Origin of the sequence: Corynebacterium sp. 5QC2CO, from assembly GCF_024580435.1 — a bacterium.
In the GTDB taxonomy this organism is placed as follows: domain Bacteria; phylum Actinomycetota; class Actinomycetes; order Mycobacteriales; family Mycobacteriaceae; genus Corynebacterium; species Corynebacterium jeikeium_D.
Window position 1 is genome coordinate 172,675 of sequence record NZ_JANIKI010000001.1, and the last position, 19,431, is coordinate 192,105.

The following is a 19,431-nucleotide window of genomic DNA, read 5'->3' on the forward strand; positions in this document are numbered from 1 at the left end:
GCCCGTGAAGTTACTTTTTGTTCACGCACATCCAGATGACGAGTCCATTTGGACAGGTGGTTTGATTGCGGCTGCCGCGCGCTCCGGAGCGTCGGTAAGTGTAGTGACCTGCACGATGGGCGAGCTGGGAGAGGTCATCGGCGCGCCGTACCAGGGGCTAGTTGCTGATGAAGCCGACCAGTTGGGAGGTTTCCGCGTCGCCGAGTTGCGCTCGGCGCTGCGTGCGCTGGGAGCCAATGGTCCGGACAATGTGCCGCATTTCCTCGGTGGTGCCGGGCGTTGGCGTGATTCCGGTATGGCAGGGGACAAGGGCAATGAGCATCCGCGTGCGTTCGTGAACTCAGGTGATGAGGCGGTAGCCCAGCTTCGCACCATCCTCGATGAGCTGCAGCCAGATCTGGTCATTACTTACGATGCCGATGGTGGCTATGGGCACCCGGACCACATTCGCGCACACGATATCACTGTCGCGGCGTGCGGAAATCGCTTTCCGACGCTGTGGGCGGTCACCGATCGTGAGGCAATGGCGGCGGGACTGGATGCCATTACCGTGGTGCCGGAGACCTGGCAGGCGTGCGATGTCGACGACTTCGCTACCGTGACCGGCCATTTCGAGGTTCAGCTGGATGATGCCGCTGTGGCTGCCAAGGTTGAGGCCATGCGCGCGCATGCGACACAAGTGTGGTTCGCCGATGGTTCCGTTAGCGAGATCAATCCTGATGCTGTCTATGGGCAGACCGACGGCTCTGGTCGTGCGCGAGCCGTCTGGGCGTTTTCCAATTTGCTGTGTCAGCCGGTGACACCGACTGAGGCATACCGTTTTGGTACGGCGACCGCTGCGTCCCTGGAAGAGCTGGGGGAGCTGGTGAATATCCAATTACCGCCAGAGCCGGTAGCGAGCGTCGACTCTGTACCGAGCGTGGATCTGGAAGCGGAGGGGAGTGCGGACGATGAGTAACCCTCAGCCTCACGAAAGCGAAGACTTGATTAACGCTGCTGGCGGAAAGCTGAAAAACGAGCGCTTGAGTATTGAAAAGCGCACGTTTGGAGATGAGCGCTATTGGGGCGATCCGGAACGTTCGCAGCCACGCGAGAACTTCCATCAGGGTGAAGTCACGGTAGCGCTGGTCTGGCTGTCGCTGGCTGCGCTGGCAGCGCTGGTGATTGAGGTAGTTTTCCTCGGAGCGTGGATTACCATCGGCTCGGTTGCTATTCCGTTGCCGTGGACTATTCCATTGGCCTATATTGCCAATCTGGTTATCACCAATACAGCGTTGCTGTGGACTCGTGATCGCTCTAAAGCTGCGATTCCGACTGTCATCTGGGTGCTGGGCTTTGCAGGCATTTTGCTGTGGGCAGTGCTGCCCTTCGGTGGTGATTTGGCAATGGGGCAGTGGTTGCGAACAGTTCTGCTGCTTGTTTGCGGTGTGCTGGGCGGTGCCTGGCCACTGCGCCATCTGCGGGCACTCTAACGGAAACTGCGGCGGAACCTACAGTCGATGCTGCAGGAGACGGTGGGGAACTGATGCAGGGCAGGCCTGCATGAATGTGGCCCTTTCTGGAGCCAGTTGAAAACAACACCTACGTTAGGTGTAGACTCCAATCTGAATATACCGCTCTGTCTATTTTGCTCTGTTTCTCGTCGGAACGGCATAATCGACAGATAGCGAAAGCCTCATCCCATATCTTGTGAGAAAGGTTCTTAAACCTAAAATCATGACTTACATCATTGCCCAGCCATGTGTTGACGTCCTCGACCGTGCCTGTGTTGAAGAGTGCCCGGTTGACTGCATTTACGAGGGCAAGCGCATGCTCTACATTCACCCTGATGAGTGCGTTGACTGCGGCGCTTGTGAACCGGTCTGCCCAGTCGAGGCCATCTTCTACGAGGACGATGTTCCGGATGAGTGGGTTGAATTCATCGATGCGAATGTCGACTGGTTCGATGAGCTGGGTTCCCCGGGCGGTGCCGCCAAGCTCGGCCCGCAGGACTTCGATGTGCCATTCGTGGCAGCTCTGCCGCCGCAGGCGGAAGACTAAACCCACAGAGGACTAAACCCATTTCTTTTCCCGGGAAGGACTTCATCACCGCCCATGTCAGCTGCCCGCAAGCGCGTAACTCCCGGTTCTCTTTTGCCTCAGTTTCCGTGGGATTCCCTCACGCAGGCGAAAGCCACTGCGGCTGCGCATGAAGAGGGCATGGTCAATCTCTCGGTCGGCACACCAGTCGATGAAGTCGCTCCGATAATTCGGCAGGGCCTTTCCGAAGGCGCTGCCGCACCGGGTTACCCTCAGACCGTCGGCACGCCTGAGCTACGCGCTGCGATTGTTGCAGCGATGGCGCGGCGCTACGGCGTGACGGGACTGGAGTCAGCGGTCAGCGGTGGCAATGTGCTTCCAGTCATCGGCACTAAGGAAGCGATTGGCTGGCTTCCCTTCCTCCTCGGCGTAGGCGCGGGGCATACCGTCGTCATCCCCGAGCTGGCATATCCCACCTATGAGGTCGGCGTTCGCATCGCAGGCGCTGAGCTGCTGCGTGCGGACTCGCTGACGCAAATCGGCCCCGCCTCGCCGACGCTGATGTTCATCAATTCCCCGGGCAACCCCAACGGCAAGGTCCTCGGTGTTGAACACCTGCGCAAGGTGGTTGAGTGGGCGCGTTCTCGGGACGTCATCGTCGCCTCTGACGAGTGCTACCTAGGGCTCGGTTGGACTGAACAGCCAGTCAGTATTCTCGACCCGCGAGTGTGCGACGGTGATTTCACCAATCTGCTGGCTATCCACTCGCTGTCCAAGACGTCGAACATGGCGTCGTACCGCACCGGCTGGTTCGCCGGCGATGCGGACCTCATCGCCGAGCTGGTTTCCGTGCGCCGCCACATGGGGCTGATGATGCCGGGACCCATCCAGCACGCCACGATCGCCGGGCTTAACGACGACTCCCACGAGGCCGAACAAAAGCAGCGCTACAGTGACCGCCGTGAGATTCTGCATGATGCACTGGTAGCCGCAGGTTTTCGTATCGATGACTCCGAGGGTGGGCTCTATCTGTGGGCTACTCGCGGAGAAGACTGCTGGCAGACGGTTGATTGGCTGGCCGAACGCGGTATTTTGGTCGCGCCGGGTAGCTTCTATGGCCCCAAGGGTGCGCAGCACGTGCGGGTGGGGCTCACAGCGACGCTCAACGACATCGAAGTGGCTGCGGCGCGCATTCGCGGCTAGCCCGGCCAGATATGCTGGCCCGATTAGGCCAAATGCCGCAAACGGTGCCGACATCGGGATAGGCCAAGACATAAAAAAGGGAGTGTGCCGTGGGACGTGCCGCAGGCAACCGAGATGCTTGGTGGGGCCTTGAGAAGAACCGTCAGGCAGCACAAGTCGATGCCGCCGCTCACGAGCGCGAGGAGTACATCCCCTTTGAGCCGGCAATTGTGGCCGACACCGATGAGTTTCTGGTCGTAGACAAGCCGCCTTTTCTGCCCGCGACCCCCAATGGCCGCATCGTGGCCAATACCGTGCAGGAGCGCCTGCGACGTAGCCTCGGGGAACCGGAGATAGTGGCCGTTCACCGTCTGGATCTGCTGACCAGTGGGCTGATGTTGCTTTCCCGGAATCCGGCTACCCGTGCGCGTTACCAGCAGCTTTTCCAAAACCAGGAAATCACTAAAGAATACGAATGTCTCACCGTGATGCCCGATGATTGGCATGTGGGGGAAACCCGGGATGTCACGCTTCTGCTCGATCCCAACCCTGCGGGACGCGGAGTAAAAGTCGTGGAGACCGACCATTCCGCTCGCGCTGCCGCGAAGAATCCCAAGTTCAAGCTCGCACGCACAACCGTGACTTTCCTCGGCCCGGTAGCAGCGGACATCGGCGATGTGCTGGCGAGCAGCCGTGGCGGTGGTGCGGCCAGCGCCAGCATTCCGCTGCACGCGGTCGGCTGTGGTTGCGGGCATTGCGGCAGCCGCATGCAGGTGGGGCACTGGCGGCTACAGCCCCATACGGGCCGCACGCATCAGCTGCGGGCGACGATGGACTGGCTAGGCTATCCCATTCTCGGTGAGGACACCTATGGCCGGGAATCGGGGGCGCAGGGGCCGTCGGCAAGCGTGGGCAGCGCGCCAAAGTACACGCCGCAGTTGCGATTGACGGCGACCGCGCTGGCCTTTGTCGACCCCGTCACTGATGAGCGGCGTGCCTACCGGAGCGCGCGGAATATCGCGGCCCCTGCAGACGTGCCGACCACCCTTTAGTTAGCGTGCAGCTCCGCGCTGAGCTTCACCTTTTCGGCAGCCCACGGCACAACCTCGACTGCACCAGAGAGCGAGTTGCGGCGGAAGAGCATATTCGATCCGCCCGAGAGCTCGCGGGCCTTGAGCGTCTTCTTCACGCCGTCTAGGGCAACGTGGCACTTGGTGCCGGCAGTGATGTAGAGCCCGGCTTCGAGTACGCAGTCATCGCCGAGCGAGATTCCGAGTCCAGCGTTCGCACCGAGTAGGCATCGCTTGCCGACGGACACAACTTCCTTACCTCCACCGGATAGTGTGCCCATGATGGACGCACCACCGCCGATATCGGAGCCGTCGTCGACGACGACCCCCTGAGAGATACGGCCTTCCACCATGGAGTGTCCAAGCGTGCCTGCGTTGAAGTTGACGAAGCCCTCGTGCATGACTGTGGTGCCCTCTGCGAGATGGGCTCCAAGGCGCACGCGGTCAGCGTCACCGATGCGAACTCCGGTGGGAGTGACGTAGTCGACCATGCGGGGGAATTTATCGATGGAGTAGACGGTGACAGGTCCGCGGCGTGACAGCTTGGCTCGGGTTACCTCGAAGCCTTCGACAGCACAGGGGCCAAAATTCGTCCACACCACATTGTTGAGCTTGCCGAAGATGCCGTCCAGGTTGATGCTGTTGGGGGTGGCCAGGCGGTGGGACAGCAGATGGAGACGCAGGTAGGCATCGATGGTGTCGACTGGTGCGTCATCGAGTGAAGCGATGGTAGCTGTGACCACACGGCGGGTGGTGCCACGGTCCGCATCGGCTACGGCCAGGTCTGCGAGGTAGATGAAATCTTCGGGCAGCGCGTCGGCGTCGATGGTTCCGGTCGTTGTGGAGGTTGTCACACGCTCTTCGATGAGCTTGGGGGCGGGAAACCAGACGTCGAGAACAGTATCGTTGTTAAAAGTGGCAATGCCGGTAGCTTGTGCTCCAAATTTCATGGAAAACAGGCTACCGGCATATCCCTATCTATGAAAAGTGTTCCGCAAATGTGTAGCAAGGAAATGTTCGGATAGGGGTAGCAGGGTGGTTAGGCCCTGCAGTCAGTTGCTAACGGCTAGTTGCTATCGCTGGACTCGAGAGCCTCGCGGGCCGCGGTGCGGCTCTTCTTAGTCAGTGCAGAGAGCACCGCGAGGAACGCAGTGACACACACAACGGCGATAACCTGCTGGCGAGCACCAGGATCGGTGAGCATGCCAACAGCGAGGCCCAGGATTAGGATGACCGCTACCCAGGACAGTGCCGGGTAAGCCCACATGCGAACGGAAAGCTCGTTGTTGGCCTCCATCTGCGGGCGCAACTTAATCTCAGACAGGGCGATGACCAGCCAGATCACCAGCAAGCAGCCGCCGACAGCGTTCAGCAGGAAGACCAGGACACTCGAGCCGTCGAAGACAACCTGCAGGCCAACGGAGACGAAGGCGAAGACCATCGACATGATGACCGCACGGTTCGGAACTGCGCCCTCATTGGTGTGGGCGAAGAAGCGCGGTGCCTCACCGCGGGTGGACATCGAGTAGACCAGGCGAGAGGTTGCGTAAATCTGAGCGTTGAACGCGGACAGCAGCGCCAGAACGATAATGGCCTCCATGAAGCCAACGGCACCCGGAATGTTCGCCTGCTTCAGAACCTGGGTGAACGGCGACTCAGCTGCGGAGTCAGCGCCGTCAATCTGGGAGTACGGCAACAGCAGGATGATGACGGTCACGCAGCCCAGGTAGAACACAGAGATGCGGAAGATTACCGAGCGGACAGCAGCAGCGATGGAGCGCTGCGGATCTTCAGCCTCAGCAGCGGCAATTGTGACAATCTCGATACCGCCGAAGGCGAAGGCCACGGCCAACAGACCAGCGGCAATGCCGGACACGCCATTCGGGAGGAATCCGGACTCGGCAATATGCGTCGTACCGACGAAGCTGGTGCCTGGCAGCAGACCGAAGAAAAGAAGAACGCCAATGACCAGGAACGCGATAATCACCGCGACCTTGATGAACGCGAACCAGAACTCGAACTCGCCGAAACCGCGCACATTCGCCAAATTCACTACAGCGAAGAAGACAACACAGATCAGGCCTGGAATCCAGCCCGGAATACCGAACCACGCACCCATGATGGCACCGGCACCGGTAATTTCAGCGCCGAGCACCATGATGAGCATGAACCAGTAGAGCCAGCCGAGGACAAAGCCAGCCGAGGAACCAAAGGCCATCTCGGCATAGGTGGAGAAGCTACCCGGTGTCGGGCGGGCAGCGGCCATCTCGCCGAGCATCTGCATGACGAGGACGACAATGAAGCCAGCGATGACATAGGAAACTAGAACACCCGGGCCAGCTGCCTTAATGCCGACGCCCGTACCAAGGAAAAGACCGGCACCGATTGCGGAGCCAAGACCCATCATGGTCAGGTGTCGAACCTGCAGCCCCTTGCCCAGCTGAGCTGTCTCGCCGGAGGTGGAGGTAATTTGCGATTCGGTCATGTCGCAAACATTACCTCGCTGATAACAGGGGCAATAACCGTATTACGGGTTTACCCCCATTCACCGTTTCGGGGCCAATTAATGTGCCTTTAAGAGCACCTAAAGTAGGTTATCCGGCCAGCTCATCCGGCACGTCGGCAAGCTGGGCGAAAGCAGCGGCACCTTCGTCGTTGCCCGGGCGTTCCGTGCGGCGGACGCACACCGCCGAGTGGTCCGGGTGATGGTAGAAGTGCATGTTGTCGCGGCCCGAGATTTCCCATGCCTGAATGCGGCGGTTCTCCGCGGGGACATCGATGGGCGTATCGGGGGCAATGAGGATGCTTCGGTCAATAATGCAGTCATTACCAAGGCTGACGCCGACGGTGCCGGCCGCGATATCGATGTGGCAGCGCTCGCCAACCGTGAGTGGCTCACGCTGACCGGAATCATCATGAGCGGCAATGATGGAGGCCGACAGCCCCACCTTCGTGTGCGCGCCAATGACGACACCGGAGGATAGACGTCCCTCAATCTTGCATGGGCCCAGAGTGCCCGAGTTCAGCGAGACAAATCCCTCGCGCAGTACGGACGTGCCCGGCGCCAGATAAGCGCCCAACCGCACGCGCTCGGCCTCTGCAATGCGGACACCGGCGGGTAGCACATAATCGACCATGCGCGGCATGCGGTCGATGGCGTAAACGTGAATCAGACCGCGGACGCGCAAGTGGGTACGCAGTTGCTCGAAGTTGTCCGGCAGACATGGCCCCTTGTTGGTCCACGCCACTACATGGAGCAACTCGTAGAGGCCCTTGGTGTTTAGCTGGTGCGGCTTGACCAGGCGGTGAGAGAGCAAATGCAAGCGCAGGTAGGCATCGTGCGGGTCGACAGCAGGCTTGGACAAATCCTCAATGGACGTGCGCACTGCCACCTGCTCCACGCGGCGATCCTCGTCCAAAATCACCTGACGAAGCAGCTGTGGGGTCAAATCAGCGGCGCCGAGCCGGTGAGTGCTCGATTCTACGACCTCATCGCTCAACTGAGGTGCGGGAAACCAAGTATCGAGAACTGTACCGTCCATTGCGATGTTGGCGATTCCCGTAGCGACAGCACCAGATGTAATCATGATTCTTAATATTAGTATCCCTTTAAGGAATCTTCGCGGAAGGATGAACTATGCCCCTAGCTGGCCTTGAAAGCACACAGAAAATGAAGCAGTGGTTCTTAGTTAGCCTCATCATTGCTGTCAGTGTGCTCGGACTCGGCTTCGTCCTGTCCCTGCCGGTGGTCTTCTATGTCGGATTCGCACTGCTGAGTGCTTGGATTCTTGCCGTAGCCAGCTTCTTTGGTTTCGTTTTGCCGCCGCGAGCAATGCCAATTGGCGCAGTCGGTGTGGCTATTGCCGCAGTGGTTGCGCTCATCGCGCCGAACCGTCTTGTGCTGGTTATCGCAGTTGCCATCGCGGTGGGGCTCGGCGGTGGCATGTTTGCCCGCCTTTTACTGGAGCGCAAGAACCGCGATCAGCAGGCACGCATCGATGCCCTGCCGATGTGGGAGCGCGACGAGCTGGGCGATGTCGCCGAAACGCTTCGTCCTGCTTATCGACGAGACGTCGATCCCACTCCAGTGCAGCTGCCACATGCAACGGCCAAGATCGTCGCGGCCGTCTGCAAGCCACTGGCCGGTTCTACGGTGATTGTCAGCACGAATGAGCTGCGTCCGGTGATTGCGGTCTATGGCTCCCGTGTGGCTGTGGTCTATGGACCCGGCGCGGGCGTTGTCGAGGAAGAAAGCGGCAACGGAGAGGTGACCGATAATGCGGGGGAGGAGCGGGCGCTGGGGTCGTCGGCAAGCGAAACTCCGGAGGAAATCATTGCCCAAACTCTCCCGGATGGAGCGAAAACCCTGGTCTTTGAGGTGGCTGATGGGCTTAAGCGACCTGCGGAGGGGAGAGTTGGTGTGACCTCCGCCGAACCGCATGAGCTGGCGCTGTTCCTCGGCGGTGGCGCGCCTGCCAATGGGGATGCGATCAATGGTCGTGCGGCGCATATTCATCACAAAATTCTGGTTTCGCTGGCGCACAATGGTTTGTACGCTTAATTGATGTGAAATCGAAGTTAAATCTGCTCCAAGATCCTGTAGACCTCACGGCGGCACTGGTGGACATCGAATCGGTGTCCCACAATGAGACCGCGATAGCGGATGCCGTCGAGGTGGCATTGCGTGAGGTCGCGCAGGCAGATAAGTCGATTGAGGTCCTGCGCATCGATAACAACGTGATTGCGCGGACCCATCGTGGATTGCCGCAGCGTGTGATTCTGGCCGGGCACCTGGATACGGTGCCGACTGCGGACAATGTGCCCTCGACGCGTGGGGTAGACGCGCAGGGAAGAGACACGCTCTTTGGCTGCGGAACTGTGGACATGAAAAGCGGTGACGCGGTCTACCTGCATGCTTTTGCGACGCTGGCGGCAAGCCAGGAGCTGCAGCGCGACCTGACGCTCATCATGTACGAATGCGAAGAAATCGCCGCGGAGTTCAACGGGTTGCGGCACTTGAGTGAGTCGCATCCGGAGCTTCTGACTGGCGATGTCGCTCTGCTGGGCGAGCCCAGCGGCAATGTCATCGAAGCCGGTTGCCAGGGCTCTATTCGCCTGCGTTTGACCACTCACGGCACACGTGCGCACTCGGCTCGGGCGTGGCTCGGCGACAATGCCGTGCACAAGTTAGCGCCGGTGCTGTCGAGGATTGCCGCCTATGAGCCGCAGACTGTGGACATCGACGGTTTGGCCTACCGCGAAGGGCTCAACGTCGTCTGGCTGGAGGCAGGGGTTGCCACCAATACGCTTCCCGACGAGGCGGTGCTGCGAGTCAACTTCCGATTCGCGCCCAACCGCAGCGCCGATGAGGCCATGGCACACTTCCGCGAGGTGCTGGGACTCGACGAGTTTGCGGCCGAGGAGCTCACCGTCGATGTCGAGGATGCGAGCCCTGGGGCACTGCCGGGACTGCATGCGGCTGCTGCGAAGGAGTTGGTTGCGGTCGCAGGCGACGTCGTAAAGCCCAAGTTTGGGTGGACCGATGTGGCGCGTTTTTCGGCGCTCGGCATTCCTGCGGTGAACTTTGGCCCGGGTGACCCGGCGTACTGCCACAAGAAGGACGAGCAGATTCCGGTCGAGTGCATTACGGCGCTGTGGGAGGACCTGCGGCGGTACTTGACCACCGCGCCGGTGGCTGAGTGAGCCTAGAGTCACACCCTGCCCTCGCTGAGCGGGTGCGCGTATGTCATTGCTGGCATACATTGTGAGGTTATGAAACCTGTACGTACTCCGTCCCCAGCTAAGCGCCGTGCACTCCGCGGCCCAATCGCGATTCGACAGGCGGGCGAACCGCAGGCGTCTACGACCGACCGCAGGCTGTTGTCACACAATCCGAACACGGACTGGCTGCACAACGACACCTGGCGTGTGCTGCGCATTCAGTCGGAGTTCGTTGACGGCTTTGGTGCGTTGGCGGAGATTCCGCCGGCGGTGACGGTGTATGGTTCGGCACGTTTGCCAGAGGACAGCCCGTACTACCAGTGGGGCTTCGACCTGGGCAAGGCGCTGGCGGAGGCGGGTTACGCGACCATCACTGGCGGCGGCCCGGGCATCATGGAAGCCGCCAACCGCGGCTGCTACGACGCCGACGGCCTGTCCATTGGGCTGGGCATTGAGCTGCCGCACGAGCAGCACTTGAATGACTGGGTCGACCTGGGCATGAACTTCCGCTACTTCTTCGTGCGCAAGACCATGTTCCTGAAGTACTCGCAGGCGTTTATTTGTCTGCCGGGTGGATTCGGCACGCTCGATGAACTCTTTGAGTCACTGGTGATGGTGCAGACCGAGAAGGTGGAAAATCACCCAATCGTGCTGCTGGGCACTGAGTTCTGGTCGGGGCTGGTCGATTGGATGCGCGAGAAACTCGTGGCCATGGAGCTGATTTCTCCGACTGATATGGACCTTTTCCTGGTCACCGACTCCATTGAAGAAGCAGTCGAGTACATCGAGGCCGCGCACGAAAAATTGATGGAAGAGTGTGAGCCAACCTCTGACGTTCCCGAAAAGCTCTGCCGAGTCCGTCGCTTCAGCGAGAGGTAAGACGCTGTGCAGAGTTTTTATCAGGACTCCGCGGTGCCGACGGTGATGGCCATCGTCAATCGCACCCCGGATTCCTTCTATGACCGTGGCGCAACGGCTGCGGAGGAGGCCGCGCTCGCTCGCGTCGACGAAGTTGTTGCGGCAGGCGCGGGCATTGTTGACATCGGCGGCGTCAAGGCCGGTATCGGTGCGAAAGTAACTGTTGCCGAGGAGATCGAGCGCGTGGTGCCGACCATCGCGAAGGTCCGCGAACGCTATCCTGACCTGCACATTAGCGTCGACACCTGGCGCGCCGAAGTCGGGGAGGCCGCCATCAACGCTGGTGCCAACCTCATCAACGACACTTGGGCAGGCCATGACCCGGAGCTGCTGGAAGTCGCAGGCGCCCACGGGATGGGTTACGTTTGCTCGCACACTGGTGGGGCGCTGCCACGCACCAATCCGATTCGCGTGCGTTACGACGACGTCGTGGACGATGTCATCTCAGAAACCGGCAAGCTCGCCCAGAGGGCAGTGGACGCTGGCGTGCCGGAGGACCGCATCCTCATCGATCCCACCCACGACTTTGGCAAGAACACCTACCACGGCCTCGAGCTTCTGCGGCGCTGCCATGAGCTCGTGGCTACAGGCTGGCCGGTGCTCATGGCGCTGTCGAATAAGGACTTCGTCGGTGAGACTTTGGACCGCCCGGTCGAGCAGCGTGTGCCCGGCACCTTGGCTGCGACCGCCCATGCGGCAGCTGCCGGTGTTGCGGTGTTCCGTTCGCATCAGGTGTCCGAAACTCTTGATGTTTGCCGTATGACTCTGGCTATTTCCGGTGATTTTGCGCCACTGCATCCGGTGCGTGGGCTGGTGTAAGGGGCGTAGTTTGAGGCGCTTCACCCATGCCGCTGCGTGAAACAAAGGACTATGATGAAGAGAAGTAGTCGAAAATGCCGACAGGGATTCTAAACCGGGATCTTGAGCCGGGGTCTTAGACCGAGGTCTTGAACCGGGATTGTCAATCTCCTGGCTACCACAGCCGAGCTGGGGTGGCTGGTCGTCTCCTGCATCGACATTGTCTTAGAACGAAGGAGTTCACATGGCAGCAATGAAGCCGCGTACCGGTGATGGTCCGCTGGAGGCAGTTAAAGAGGGCAAGAAGATTGTAATGCGCGTCCCCGCAGATGGTGGTGGGCGCCTGGTGGTGGAACTGTCCCCGGAGGAAGCCAAGGAGCTCGGTGCAGAGCTTGTAGCAGTAGTGGAGTAGCAGAGTAGTGGGGTAGTGGCCGGGTAGGGGCGAGCCTGTCCGGTTTTAACCCAGCGGCGACCTACACAGGTGGTGTAGGTCGCCTTTTCTTTTTCAGGTGATAACGGCTCGAATGAGGGTTTATGAACAAAAAGTACGGGCTGCAAATGTGAAACTGTGGGAGTTTATGACACTTTCAAGCCAGTTTTCGGGCAATTTTTGTCATAAACGTAGTCAGTAACTCGCATTGGAGTTACTTGGCTGAGCTCGTCACGGGCTAAGATAGTGAAAATTATTTTTCTAGCTCAGTTTGAGGAGTGACCGACGTGCTAGCTGACATCATTGATGTGCTTGCTGACCCCATCGATGGCACTGATTTGAAGTTTGGTGATGCCGAACGAATGACTCTGAAGTCCGAATCCGGACATAGCTATGATGTCGCCCGCCAGGGTTACGTTACGCTCGCCGGTGGGGCTGGTCTGCGCTACACCGGCGATGACGCCAAGATGATTACCGCCCGCGAGGAGTTCCTCTCTGGTGGCCACTATGCTCCATTCGTTGAGGCAGTTACAGGCAACGTCCAGGACGTGCTTGACGACGCCAACGTGTCCGAAGCCGCCAGCCCAGTCATCTGCGAAGTCGGTGCGGGCACTGGTTATTACCTCGCACACACGCTGGACAGCATTCCCAATTCCCGGGGCGTGGGCATCGACGTCTCAGTGCCGGCCGCCAAGCACCTGGCCAAGAGTCACCCGCGGCTCGGTGCGGTTGTGGCCGATGCGTGGGCGCGTTTGCCGCTGCGTGATGGTTCCATCGATGCGCTTACGGTTGTCTTCGCACCTCGCAACGCGGAGGAGTTCGCTCGCGTGCTCAAGCCGGGCGGCCAGGTCGTGGTTCTGACTGCCACTACTGGTCATCTGGGCGAGCTTCGTGAGCCGCTGGGCATCATCGATGTCGAGCGCGGCAAGGTCGAGCGCATGATTTCCCAGGCAGAGGGGCACCTCGTGCCTGTCGGTGACCCGGAGCTGGTGGAGTTCGGTATGAACCTCAACCAGAGTGCAATCGCCGCGCAGATCGGTATGAGCCCGTCGGCACGTCATATTCACCCGGAGGTGCTGCAGGAACGCATTGCAGCGCTACCTGCAGAGATGCACGTCACCGCCCGTGCCTACGTCACCCGTCTGGGTCGCCCGGGCGACTAGCGCCTACTCCTTGACCTCGGTTTTGTGAATCTGTTCATCCAGGTCATCCGGATCCAGGTCAGCATCCGAGAATTCCGCCGTTAGCGGAAGGCGAAGCTGCAGGTCAGTGCCCGGGCACAACTCGATAGTGCCCGAGCGCAGCTTAAAGTCCAGCACATGCCCGCCGCCGGTGCCGCCTTCCGCAAGGAAGTGCACGTGACAGCCGGGCACCGAAATTCCCTTCTCGTACACCGGCGTGCGGAAGCCCGCAATCGTGCCCCGCAGGTTCTCGAAATCAACCGACGCGTCTTCTTCCGTCGCATCAACCATCTTCTGGTACGGCTTTTCCTGCTTTACGACGGTTCGAGTCTTCACCCACTCAAATTCGCCGGTAATCCGCAGTGCGTACATAAAATTTTGGCTCGGCACCAGGGAATCGATGATGGGGCTAATTTCCTTGCGAGTCAGGTTTTCCGGCGCATCCATCACCGTGTGGGGAACGAAGTTGGTGACCACCGTGTAGGGGCTGCGCTGATCCATGGTGGCCCGGGTCGCGGAGCCGTCGTGACGCACCTGCCAGCAGACACCGTCGAGGATTACCATTTCGCCATCGAGACCGTCGAAGGTGCCGATGCCGAAGTTTCCATGACCAAGGATTTCGCCAATGGTCATCTCGCCGTCGTAGATGCCATCGAGCAGTGCGGACATCAGTGAGTTTTGGAAAATTGTGTGTCGGACCGTTGGAAAATTCTCGTGAGTGGTCATGGAAGCCATTATATGATCGATTTTTGTAGCCCAAGCTGGGGTGGGTTGTCGGTCCGATGGTGGGAGAGGACCCGGCGGTACGAAAAACGCCCTGCGGAAAAATCCACAGGGCGTGATTTGGTGAATCGAGGGGTTGGTTCTACTTCGGCTGGATGGTGACTGACACGTGGTCAGCAGTGGAGAGGATATGAACCGTCTGGCCATCGGCAGCGACAGTGGCGTGGCCACCTTCGACATTCACTGTGAACCCATTCGGGAAGTTGATTGAGGGCACAACGAGCTCGCTGGTGGAACCGGGTGCGAAAACTCCGGTGCCGTCGACGCGGCTATTGTTCCAGCTGGCCTTGTAGACATGGGTGTCGCGGTTCCAGTCGGTAGCTTGCGGGGTGCCTGCGACCGCTCGCAGGTGTGGAGCGGCGAGAATGGTCATCTTGTCGCGGTTGAAGGCATCGGCACCTACAGGTCCTGGAACCTTCGGGTCGAAGACCATGCCCTGTTCCTTCTGGTTCTGCGTCGTCGGGTCGTCGCATCCACAGTAGGACCAGTATTGCCAGCCGACCATGTGGCGCCGGGCAAGCGAAATTACGCCATTGAGGGTATCGGCATCGTCAGTGGCACCGAACTCGGACAGTAGTGTGGCCGAGCCGTTACCGGACGAGACGATTTCCGCATTGTCGAAGGTACGACCATCGAAGAAGTCACAGCCCGTGTAGGTGTTGAACAGGGCATTCGTGGTGCAGTAGACATGCCAGCTGAGGGCCGTACCAGCGGTTTCAGGAACCTCCGGGGCTGCCGGATTCGTGTTCAATCCGGTGTTCCACATGGAGTAGGGCTCGTAGTGGACAATAGCGTCCGGGTCCTTGTCGACAATCTGATCGGCAGCCTTCTGGTGCAGTTCATCGAGCTTTTCCTTAGCCGGGCCGCAGTCGCCGAGAGCCAGATAGCACAGTGGGTATGCCGAGCCTGGCCACGGTTCATTTATGATGTCGTAGCCCATCAGTCCCGGCATGTCGCCAAGGCGTTTGGCGACATGGCCCCACATGGCTGCGTAACGCTCCTGCAACCCAACGCCGCCTGGCCCTTCGCGGTTATTCAGGAAGTTGTCGTATGCCCTAATGAGGCCGATATTGAGGGCCTGGTTAGCGGGGAAGCCAACCTTCAAGAGGCTGGGAACGCCGTCGTCAATGACAGCCCAATCCGGGGCAAATTCGCCTTCGAACTTCTCGTTGTACATGTCCTGGTGAGTATCGACCAAGACCGCGATTCCACGCTCGGTGAGCATAGAGATAGTGCGGGCAATGGAATCCAGGTATTCGTCGTTGTACTCGCCGGGCTTTGGCTCTACTGCTTTCCATATAATGCCGACTCGCATGGAGTCGAAGCCCTGCTGCACGAGCCAGTCAGCATCGTCCTCGTTAAAGCCTCCGGCCTCGGGGGTGTAAGGATCGTGCTTGTAGACGATGTTCGACCCCTGAGTGAGGAAAGCTCGGCCGTCACCATCGGTAAACCAGCGACCGGACTGCCCAAGGGGACCACGCTCGGTGATGGTAGCGGTACTAGGGGATGGTGCTACTTCTGTAGCGAGCGCCTGATGCGGTACTGCACCCGCTAGCGCTATGGCAATGGCGGCACCAGCTGCTGCCACCTTCTTAGTGAATCTCATACTCAGTATGCTATTGACCAGTAATGATAAATTCAGCCAAAACTCAAATTAGGTTTAGAAAAGTGGGCAAAGGCATAAATAAATGTCATGAACGGGGTTAGTAAAAAGGCTAAGAAAGGCCCACCGCTTCCTTCTCAGAAGCGATGGGCCTTATGAGGAGACTCCGTCCACCGCGCAGCCGTGGCGTCTTGCAGACAGCCAGCTACATCAAAGACTTATAGACCTCGACGGTGTGCTGAGCGATGTTCTCCCAGCTAAACACATCTTCAGCGCGCTTCTTACCCGCCTGGCCAACCTTGGCAGCGCGGTCACGGTCGGCGACCATGTTGTTGACAGCGGCAGCGATGCCTCGTTCGAAGCCCTCCGGATCGGACTCGTCGTAGTGAACCAGAGTGCCGGTTTCACCATCGACGACAACCTCCGGAATGCCGCCGACATCAGAGGCGACAACGGCGGTGCCACAGGCCATAGCCTCGAGGTTAACGATGCCCAGCGGCTCGTAGATGGACGGGCAGACGAACGAATCCGCGGCCGTCAGGATCTCCTGGATCTTCTCCTTCGGCAGCATGTCCTGCACCCAGAAAATGCCATCGCGCTTCTCCTGGAGATCATGGACGAGCTGCTCAGTCTCCTTCGCGATTTCCGGGGTGTCCGGAGCGCCGGCGCACAGAACGAGCTGCACACCGTCGTCGAAAAGCGATGCGGCCTTGACCAGGTGAGCGACACCCTTCTGGCGGGTGATGCGGCCGACGAACGCAACCATTGGGCGAGACGGGTCAACGCCGAGCTCCTCCAGGACAGACCAGCCGTTCTGCTCCTTGGACTCTTCCCACGTCGGCCGCGGGTACCACAGCTCGGTGTCGATACCGTTCAGGACAACGTGAACCTTGTCGGGGGAGATGCGCGGGTAGGCGTCCAGGATGGCGTCCTTCATGCGCGCGGACACAGCAATGACAGCGTCTGCGTACTCCATAGCATTGCGCTCGGACCAGCTGGAAACGTCGTAACCGCCGCCGAGCTGCTCGCGCTTCCATGGGCGGTGCGGCTCCAGTGAGTGCGCGGTCGCCACATGCGGAATGCCCTTGAGCAGGCCAGTGAGGTGACCGCCCAGGCCTGAGTACCAGGTGTGAGAGTGGACGACATCAATGTCGGTTGCCGCGGCGGCATTTGCCATGCGCAACCCCGTGGACAGCGTCTTAATCGAGGCGTTGGCATCCTTCAACTCCGGGTCAACGCCGTGGACATATACATCCGCCTCTTCGCGAGGAGCACCCATGCAGTGCACATCGACGTCAACGCCGTCGAGGCCGCGCATGAAACGAGTCAGTTCAGTTACGTGAACACCTGCTCCGCCGTAAATCTCCGGAGGGTATTCCTTGGTCATCATGGCAACACGCATAGTTCCAGCGTAACCAGATTTGACAATTTCCGTCGCTTGATATGCCTGGGTGTGGGTAGCGGGGAGGGGAGACTGGCAGCGAGGAACGTAAATCGCATATAGGTTGGTTGGTGTGAGGAGTCAACCACATGTTTTGTCCATTGTCCTTGCCGGTGGCGAAGGCAAGCGTCTCTTTCCGCTGACGGAAGACCGCGCTAAGCCCGCCGTGCCTTTCGGCGGTAGCTATCGGCTTATCGACTTCGTGCTGTCGAACCTGGTCAACGCAGGTTTCCTGAAGATCTGTGTGCTGACCCAGTACAAGTCCCACTCGCTCGACCGTCACATTTCGCAGGCGTGGCAGCTGTCCGGCATCACCGGCCAGTACGTCACCCCGGTGCCGGCTCAGCAGCGTCTGGGTAAGCGCTGGTTCACCGGTTCGGCGGACGCGATCCTGCAGTCGCTGAACCTGGTTTACGACGAGGATCCGGAGTACGTCATCGTCTTCGGTGCCGACCACGTCTATCGCATGGATCCGCAGCAGATGCTGGAGGCCCACATCGAGTCTGGCGCTGGCGTGACCGTCGCTGGTATCCGCGTCCCGCGTTCTGAGGCCAGCGCATTCGGTGTCATCGATGCCGATGACAACAACCGAATCACCGAGTTCCTGGAGAAGCCGGCTGATCCGCCCGGCACCCCGGATGACCCGAACTCGACGTTCGCGTCGATGGGTAACTACATCTTCACTACCTCCGCGCTTATCGACGCTATTAAGCGTGACTCGGAAGATGAAAACTCCGACCATGACATGGGCGGAAACATTATTCCGATGCTGGTAGAGGAGGGCGAAGCTTTCGTCTGGGACTTCAAGGACAGCTATGTTCCGGGTGAGACCGAACGTGACAAGGGCTACTGGCGTGACGTCGGTACCATCGATGCCTTCTACGAGGCCAACATGGACCTGATTTCCGTCCACCCGGTGTTTAACCTCTACAACAAGAAGTGGCCAATCCACACCTTCTCGGAGGAGAACCTGCCTCCGGCCAAGTTTGTCCAGGGCGGTATTGCTCAGGCTTCGATGGTCGGTGCCGGTTCGATTGTCTCCGGTGGTACGGTCCGCAACTCGGTGATTAGCACCAACGTTGTGGTCGAGGACGGCGCGACGGTGGAGGGCTCGGTTCTCTTCCCAGGCGTTCGCGTCGGCCGGGGAGCAGTGGTTCGCCACGCGATTTTGGACAAGAACGTTGTAGTTTCCGACGGCGCCATTATCGGTGTCGATCCGGAGAAGGACGCAGAGCGCTTCAAGGTCAGCGCTGGTGGCGTTGTGGCCGTTGGTAAGAACCAGGTTATCTAGACTGTCTGAGTCCGACCGGCTGAAAAGGCACGTACCGTGGGGTACGTGCCTTTTTCTTCTAACCCTTTTTGTTACCTAGTTGCTACCTAGCCCCAAAACTGGCAACCCCAAAAATCACGGGCTGCAAATGTGAAACTGTGTGAGTTTATGACACTTTCAAGCCATTTTTCGGGCCATTTTTGTCATAAACGCAGTCAGTAACTCGGCTCGACCCGCCGCCACCAGTCATAAACGCAGTCAGTAAGTCGCAGTGGCCCACCGCTGCCGCTAGCCGGCCGGCCAACAGTAAAAAACTACTTCTTCACCAGTACAGTGGTGCCAGCTGCTAGGGGGAGGCGCATCACGTAAGCGTCGTCAAGCTGGAGCATGTATTCGTCGGCTTCGCGGGCAGCGACGGTGTCACGGTCAGTGCGTGACGAGTCAGCAACAGTGCCGTCGAGGAGCGCGCCGGTCAGGACGAGCGCGCCACCGGAGCGAAGCAGCGGCCAGGCCTTTTCCTGGGCGGCGCGGAGGATTGCCGGGGCGACGTCCAAGTAGACCAAGTCGTAGGAGTCGGCGGCCAGTCGATCCATGACCTCCAGTGGCTGCGAGGGCAGGAAGCGCTGTCGGTTGGGGCGGATGCCTGCGGCTCGGAAAGCGGACTTTGCCAGAGACTGGTGCTCGAGCTCCGGGTCGATGCAGGTGAGAACGCCGTCATCGCCGAGGCCGGCGGCCAGGTGCAAACCGACTACGCCTGCCGCAGGCGATGCGATGACAGCGGCGGGGTGACCGTCGCGGCGGGCACTGGTCAGAGCTATGAGCGAGGTCAAAGCGGCGCCGGTCATCGTATCGGGGACGGCAACTCCGTATTCGCGAGCGCTCTCTCGGGCGCTTTCAAGGGCCTCGGAGACTACGGTCGTGTTGTTGACGTGCTGTGCAATAGCGTCACGTGCGGATAGCGGGGTAGCAGAAGAACTCGTTTCGGACACGCTCTATAGCGTAGGAAAAAACTCCG

The 19,431-nt window shown here is 59.7% G+C and carries 19 protein-coding genes; 12 read left to right on the forward strand and 7 right to left on the reverse strand.

What is annotated here, in order from left to right; translation table 11 throughout:
• Positions 1-4 precede the first annotated feature (4 nt).
• From mshB to NQ014_RS00875, 5 genes are all read left to right on the forward strand, one after another.
• Positions 5-958: an N-acetyl-1-D-myo-inositol-2-amino-2-deoxy-alpha-D-glucopyranoside deacetylase gene (gene mshB, locus NQ014_RS00855; RefSeq protein WP_257073102.1), complete on the forward strand. Its 954-nt coding sequence runs from the start codon at positions 5-7 to the stop codon at positions 956-958.
• On the forward strand, positions 951-1,472 hold the full coding sequence (locus tag NQ014_RS00860) for a hypothetical protein (RefSeq protein ID WP_257073103.1): 522 nt from the start codon (positions 951-953) through the stop codon (positions 1,470-1,472). Before mshB ends, NQ014_RS00860 begins: the two co-directional genes overlap by 8 nt.
• A 244-nt stretch (positions 1,473-1,716) precedes the next feature.
• A complete protein-coding gene (gene fdxA / locus NQ014_RS00865) occupies positions 1,717-2,040 on the forward strand; it encodes a ferredoxin (RefSeq protein ID WP_005509435.1) in 324 nt (107 codons plus the stop codon).
• Positions 2,041-2,094: 54 nt separating this feature from the next.
• A complete protein-coding gene (dapC, locus tag NQ014_RS00870; protein WP_257073105.1) occupies positions 2,095-3,222 on the forward strand; it encodes a succinyldiaminopimelate transaminase in 1,128 nt (375 codons plus the stop codon).
• Positions 3,223-3,311: 89 nt separating this feature from the next.
• On the forward strand, positions 3,312-4,253 hold the full coding sequence (locus NQ014_RS00875; protein WP_257073106.1) for a pseudouridine synthase: 942 nt from the start codon (positions 3,312-3,314) through the stop codon (positions 4,251-4,253).
• Here the strand turns inward: NQ014_RS00875 and dapD are convergent.
• From dapD to NQ014_RS00890, 3 genes are all read right to left on the reverse strand, one after another.
• The gene (dapD, locus tag NQ014_RS00880) at positions 4,250-5,221 is read right to left on the reverse strand and encodes a 2,3,4,5-tetrahydropyridine-2,6-dicarboxylate N-succinyltransferase (protein ID WP_257073107.1); all 972 of its coding nucleotides are present in this window, start codon (positions 5,219-5,221) and stop codon (positions 4,250-4,252) included. The two genes, NQ014_RS00875 and dapD, sit on opposite strands and share 4 nt — an antisense overlap.
• 116 nt (positions 5,222-5,337) lie before the next feature.
• On the reverse strand, positions 5,338-6,741 hold the full coding sequence (locus tag NQ014_RS00885) for an amino acid permease (protein ID WP_373467691.1): 1,404 nt from the start codon (positions 6,739-6,741) through the stop codon (positions 5,338-5,340).
• Between the two features lie 124 nt (positions 6,742-6,865).
• A complete protein-coding gene (locus tag NQ014_RS00890) occupies positions 6,866-7,858 on the reverse strand; it encodes a succinyltransferase (RefSeq protein WP_257073109.1) in 993 nt (330 codons plus the stop codon).
• A gap of 83 nt (positions 7,859-7,941) precedes the next feature.
• Between NQ014_RS00890 and NQ014_RS00895 the strand changes: the two genes are divergently transcribed.
• The 6 genes from NQ014_RS00895 to NQ014_RS00920 all read left to right on the forward strand — a co-directional run bounded on the left by NQ014_RS00895 (position 7,942) and on the right by NQ014_RS00920 (position 13,301).
• Positions 7,942-8,832, forward strand: coding sequence for a hypothetical protein (locus tag NQ014_RS00895; protein ID WP_257073110.1), 891 nt, complete (start codon positions 7,942-7,944; stop codon positions 8,830-8,832).
• Between the two features lie 5 nt (positions 8,833-8,837).
• A complete protein-coding gene (dapE, locus tag NQ014_RS00900; RefSeq protein WP_257073111.1) occupies positions 8,838-9,974 on the forward strand; it encodes a succinyl-diaminopimelate desuccinylase in 1,137 nt (378 codons plus the stop codon).
• A gap of 69 nt (positions 9,975-10,043) precedes the next feature.
• On the forward strand, positions 10,044-10,871 hold the full coding sequence (locus NQ014_RS00905; RefSeq protein WP_257073112.1) for a TIGR00730 family Rossman fold protein: 828 nt from the start codon (positions 10,044-10,046) through the stop codon (positions 10,869-10,871).
• A 45-nt stretch (positions 10,872-10,916) separates the two neighbouring features.
• A complete protein-coding gene (gene folP, locus NQ014_RS00910; protein ID WP_257073355.1) occupies positions 10,917-11,729 on the forward strand; it encodes a dihydropteroate synthase in 813 nt (270 codons plus the stop codon).
• 223 nt (positions 11,730-11,952) lie between these two features.
• On the forward strand, positions 11,953-12,120 hold the full coding sequence (locus tag NQ014_RS00915; RefSeq protein ID WP_005509573.1) for a DUF3117 domain-containing protein: 168 nt from the start codon (positions 11,953-11,955) through the stop codon (positions 12,118-12,120).
• 305 nt (positions 12,121-12,425) lie between these two features.
• Entirely contained in the window at positions 12,426-13,301 is an 876-nt protein-coding gene (locus NQ014_RS00920; RefSeq protein WP_038629489.1) for a methyltransferase domain-containing protein, read from the forward strand.
• Between the two features lie 3 nt (positions 13,302-13,304).
• Here NQ014_RS00920 and budA read toward each other — a convergent pair whose 3' ends face one another.
• From budA to glgA, 3 genes are all read right to left on the reverse strand, one after another.
• Positions 13,305-14,054: an acetolactate decarboxylase gene (gene budA, locus NQ014_RS00925; RefSeq protein ID WP_038628349.1), complete on the reverse strand. Its 750-nt coding sequence runs from the start codon at positions 14,052-14,054 to the stop codon at positions 13,305-13,307.
• Positions 14,055-14,184: 130 nt separating this feature from the next.
• Positions 14,185-15,708, reverse strand: a complete 1,524-nt coding sequence (locus tag NQ014_RS00930; RefSeq protein ID WP_257073115.1) for a cellulase family glycosylhydrolase — start codon at positions 15,706-15,708, stop codon at positions 14,185-14,187.
• A 202-nt stretch (positions 15,709-15,910) separates the two neighbouring features.
• Complete coding sequence (gene glgA / locus NQ014_RS00935) at positions 15,911-17,107, reverse strand: glycogen synthase (protein WP_257073116.1); 1,197 nt, start codon at positions 17,105-17,107, stop codon at positions 15,911-15,913.
• Positions 17,108-17,219: 112 nt separating this feature from the next.
• Here glgA and glgC point away from each other — a divergent pair, with 112 nt between their 5' ends.
• On the forward strand, positions 17,220-18,437 hold the full coding sequence (glgC, locus tag NQ014_RS00940; protein ID WP_042388575.1) for a glucose-1-phosphate adenylyltransferase: 1,218 nt from the start codon (positions 17,220-17,222) through the stop codon (positions 18,435-18,437).
• 293 nt (positions 18,438-18,730) lie between these two features.
• Here the strand turns inward: glgC and NQ014_RS00945 are convergent, their stop codons facing one another.
• Positions 18,731-19,405: a class I SAM-dependent methyltransferase gene (locus NQ014_RS00945; RefSeq protein ID WP_257073118.1), complete on the reverse strand. Its 675-nt coding sequence runs from the start codon at positions 19,403-19,405 to the stop codon at positions 18,731-18,733.
• Between the last annotated feature and the right edge of the window lie 26 nt (positions 19,406-19,431).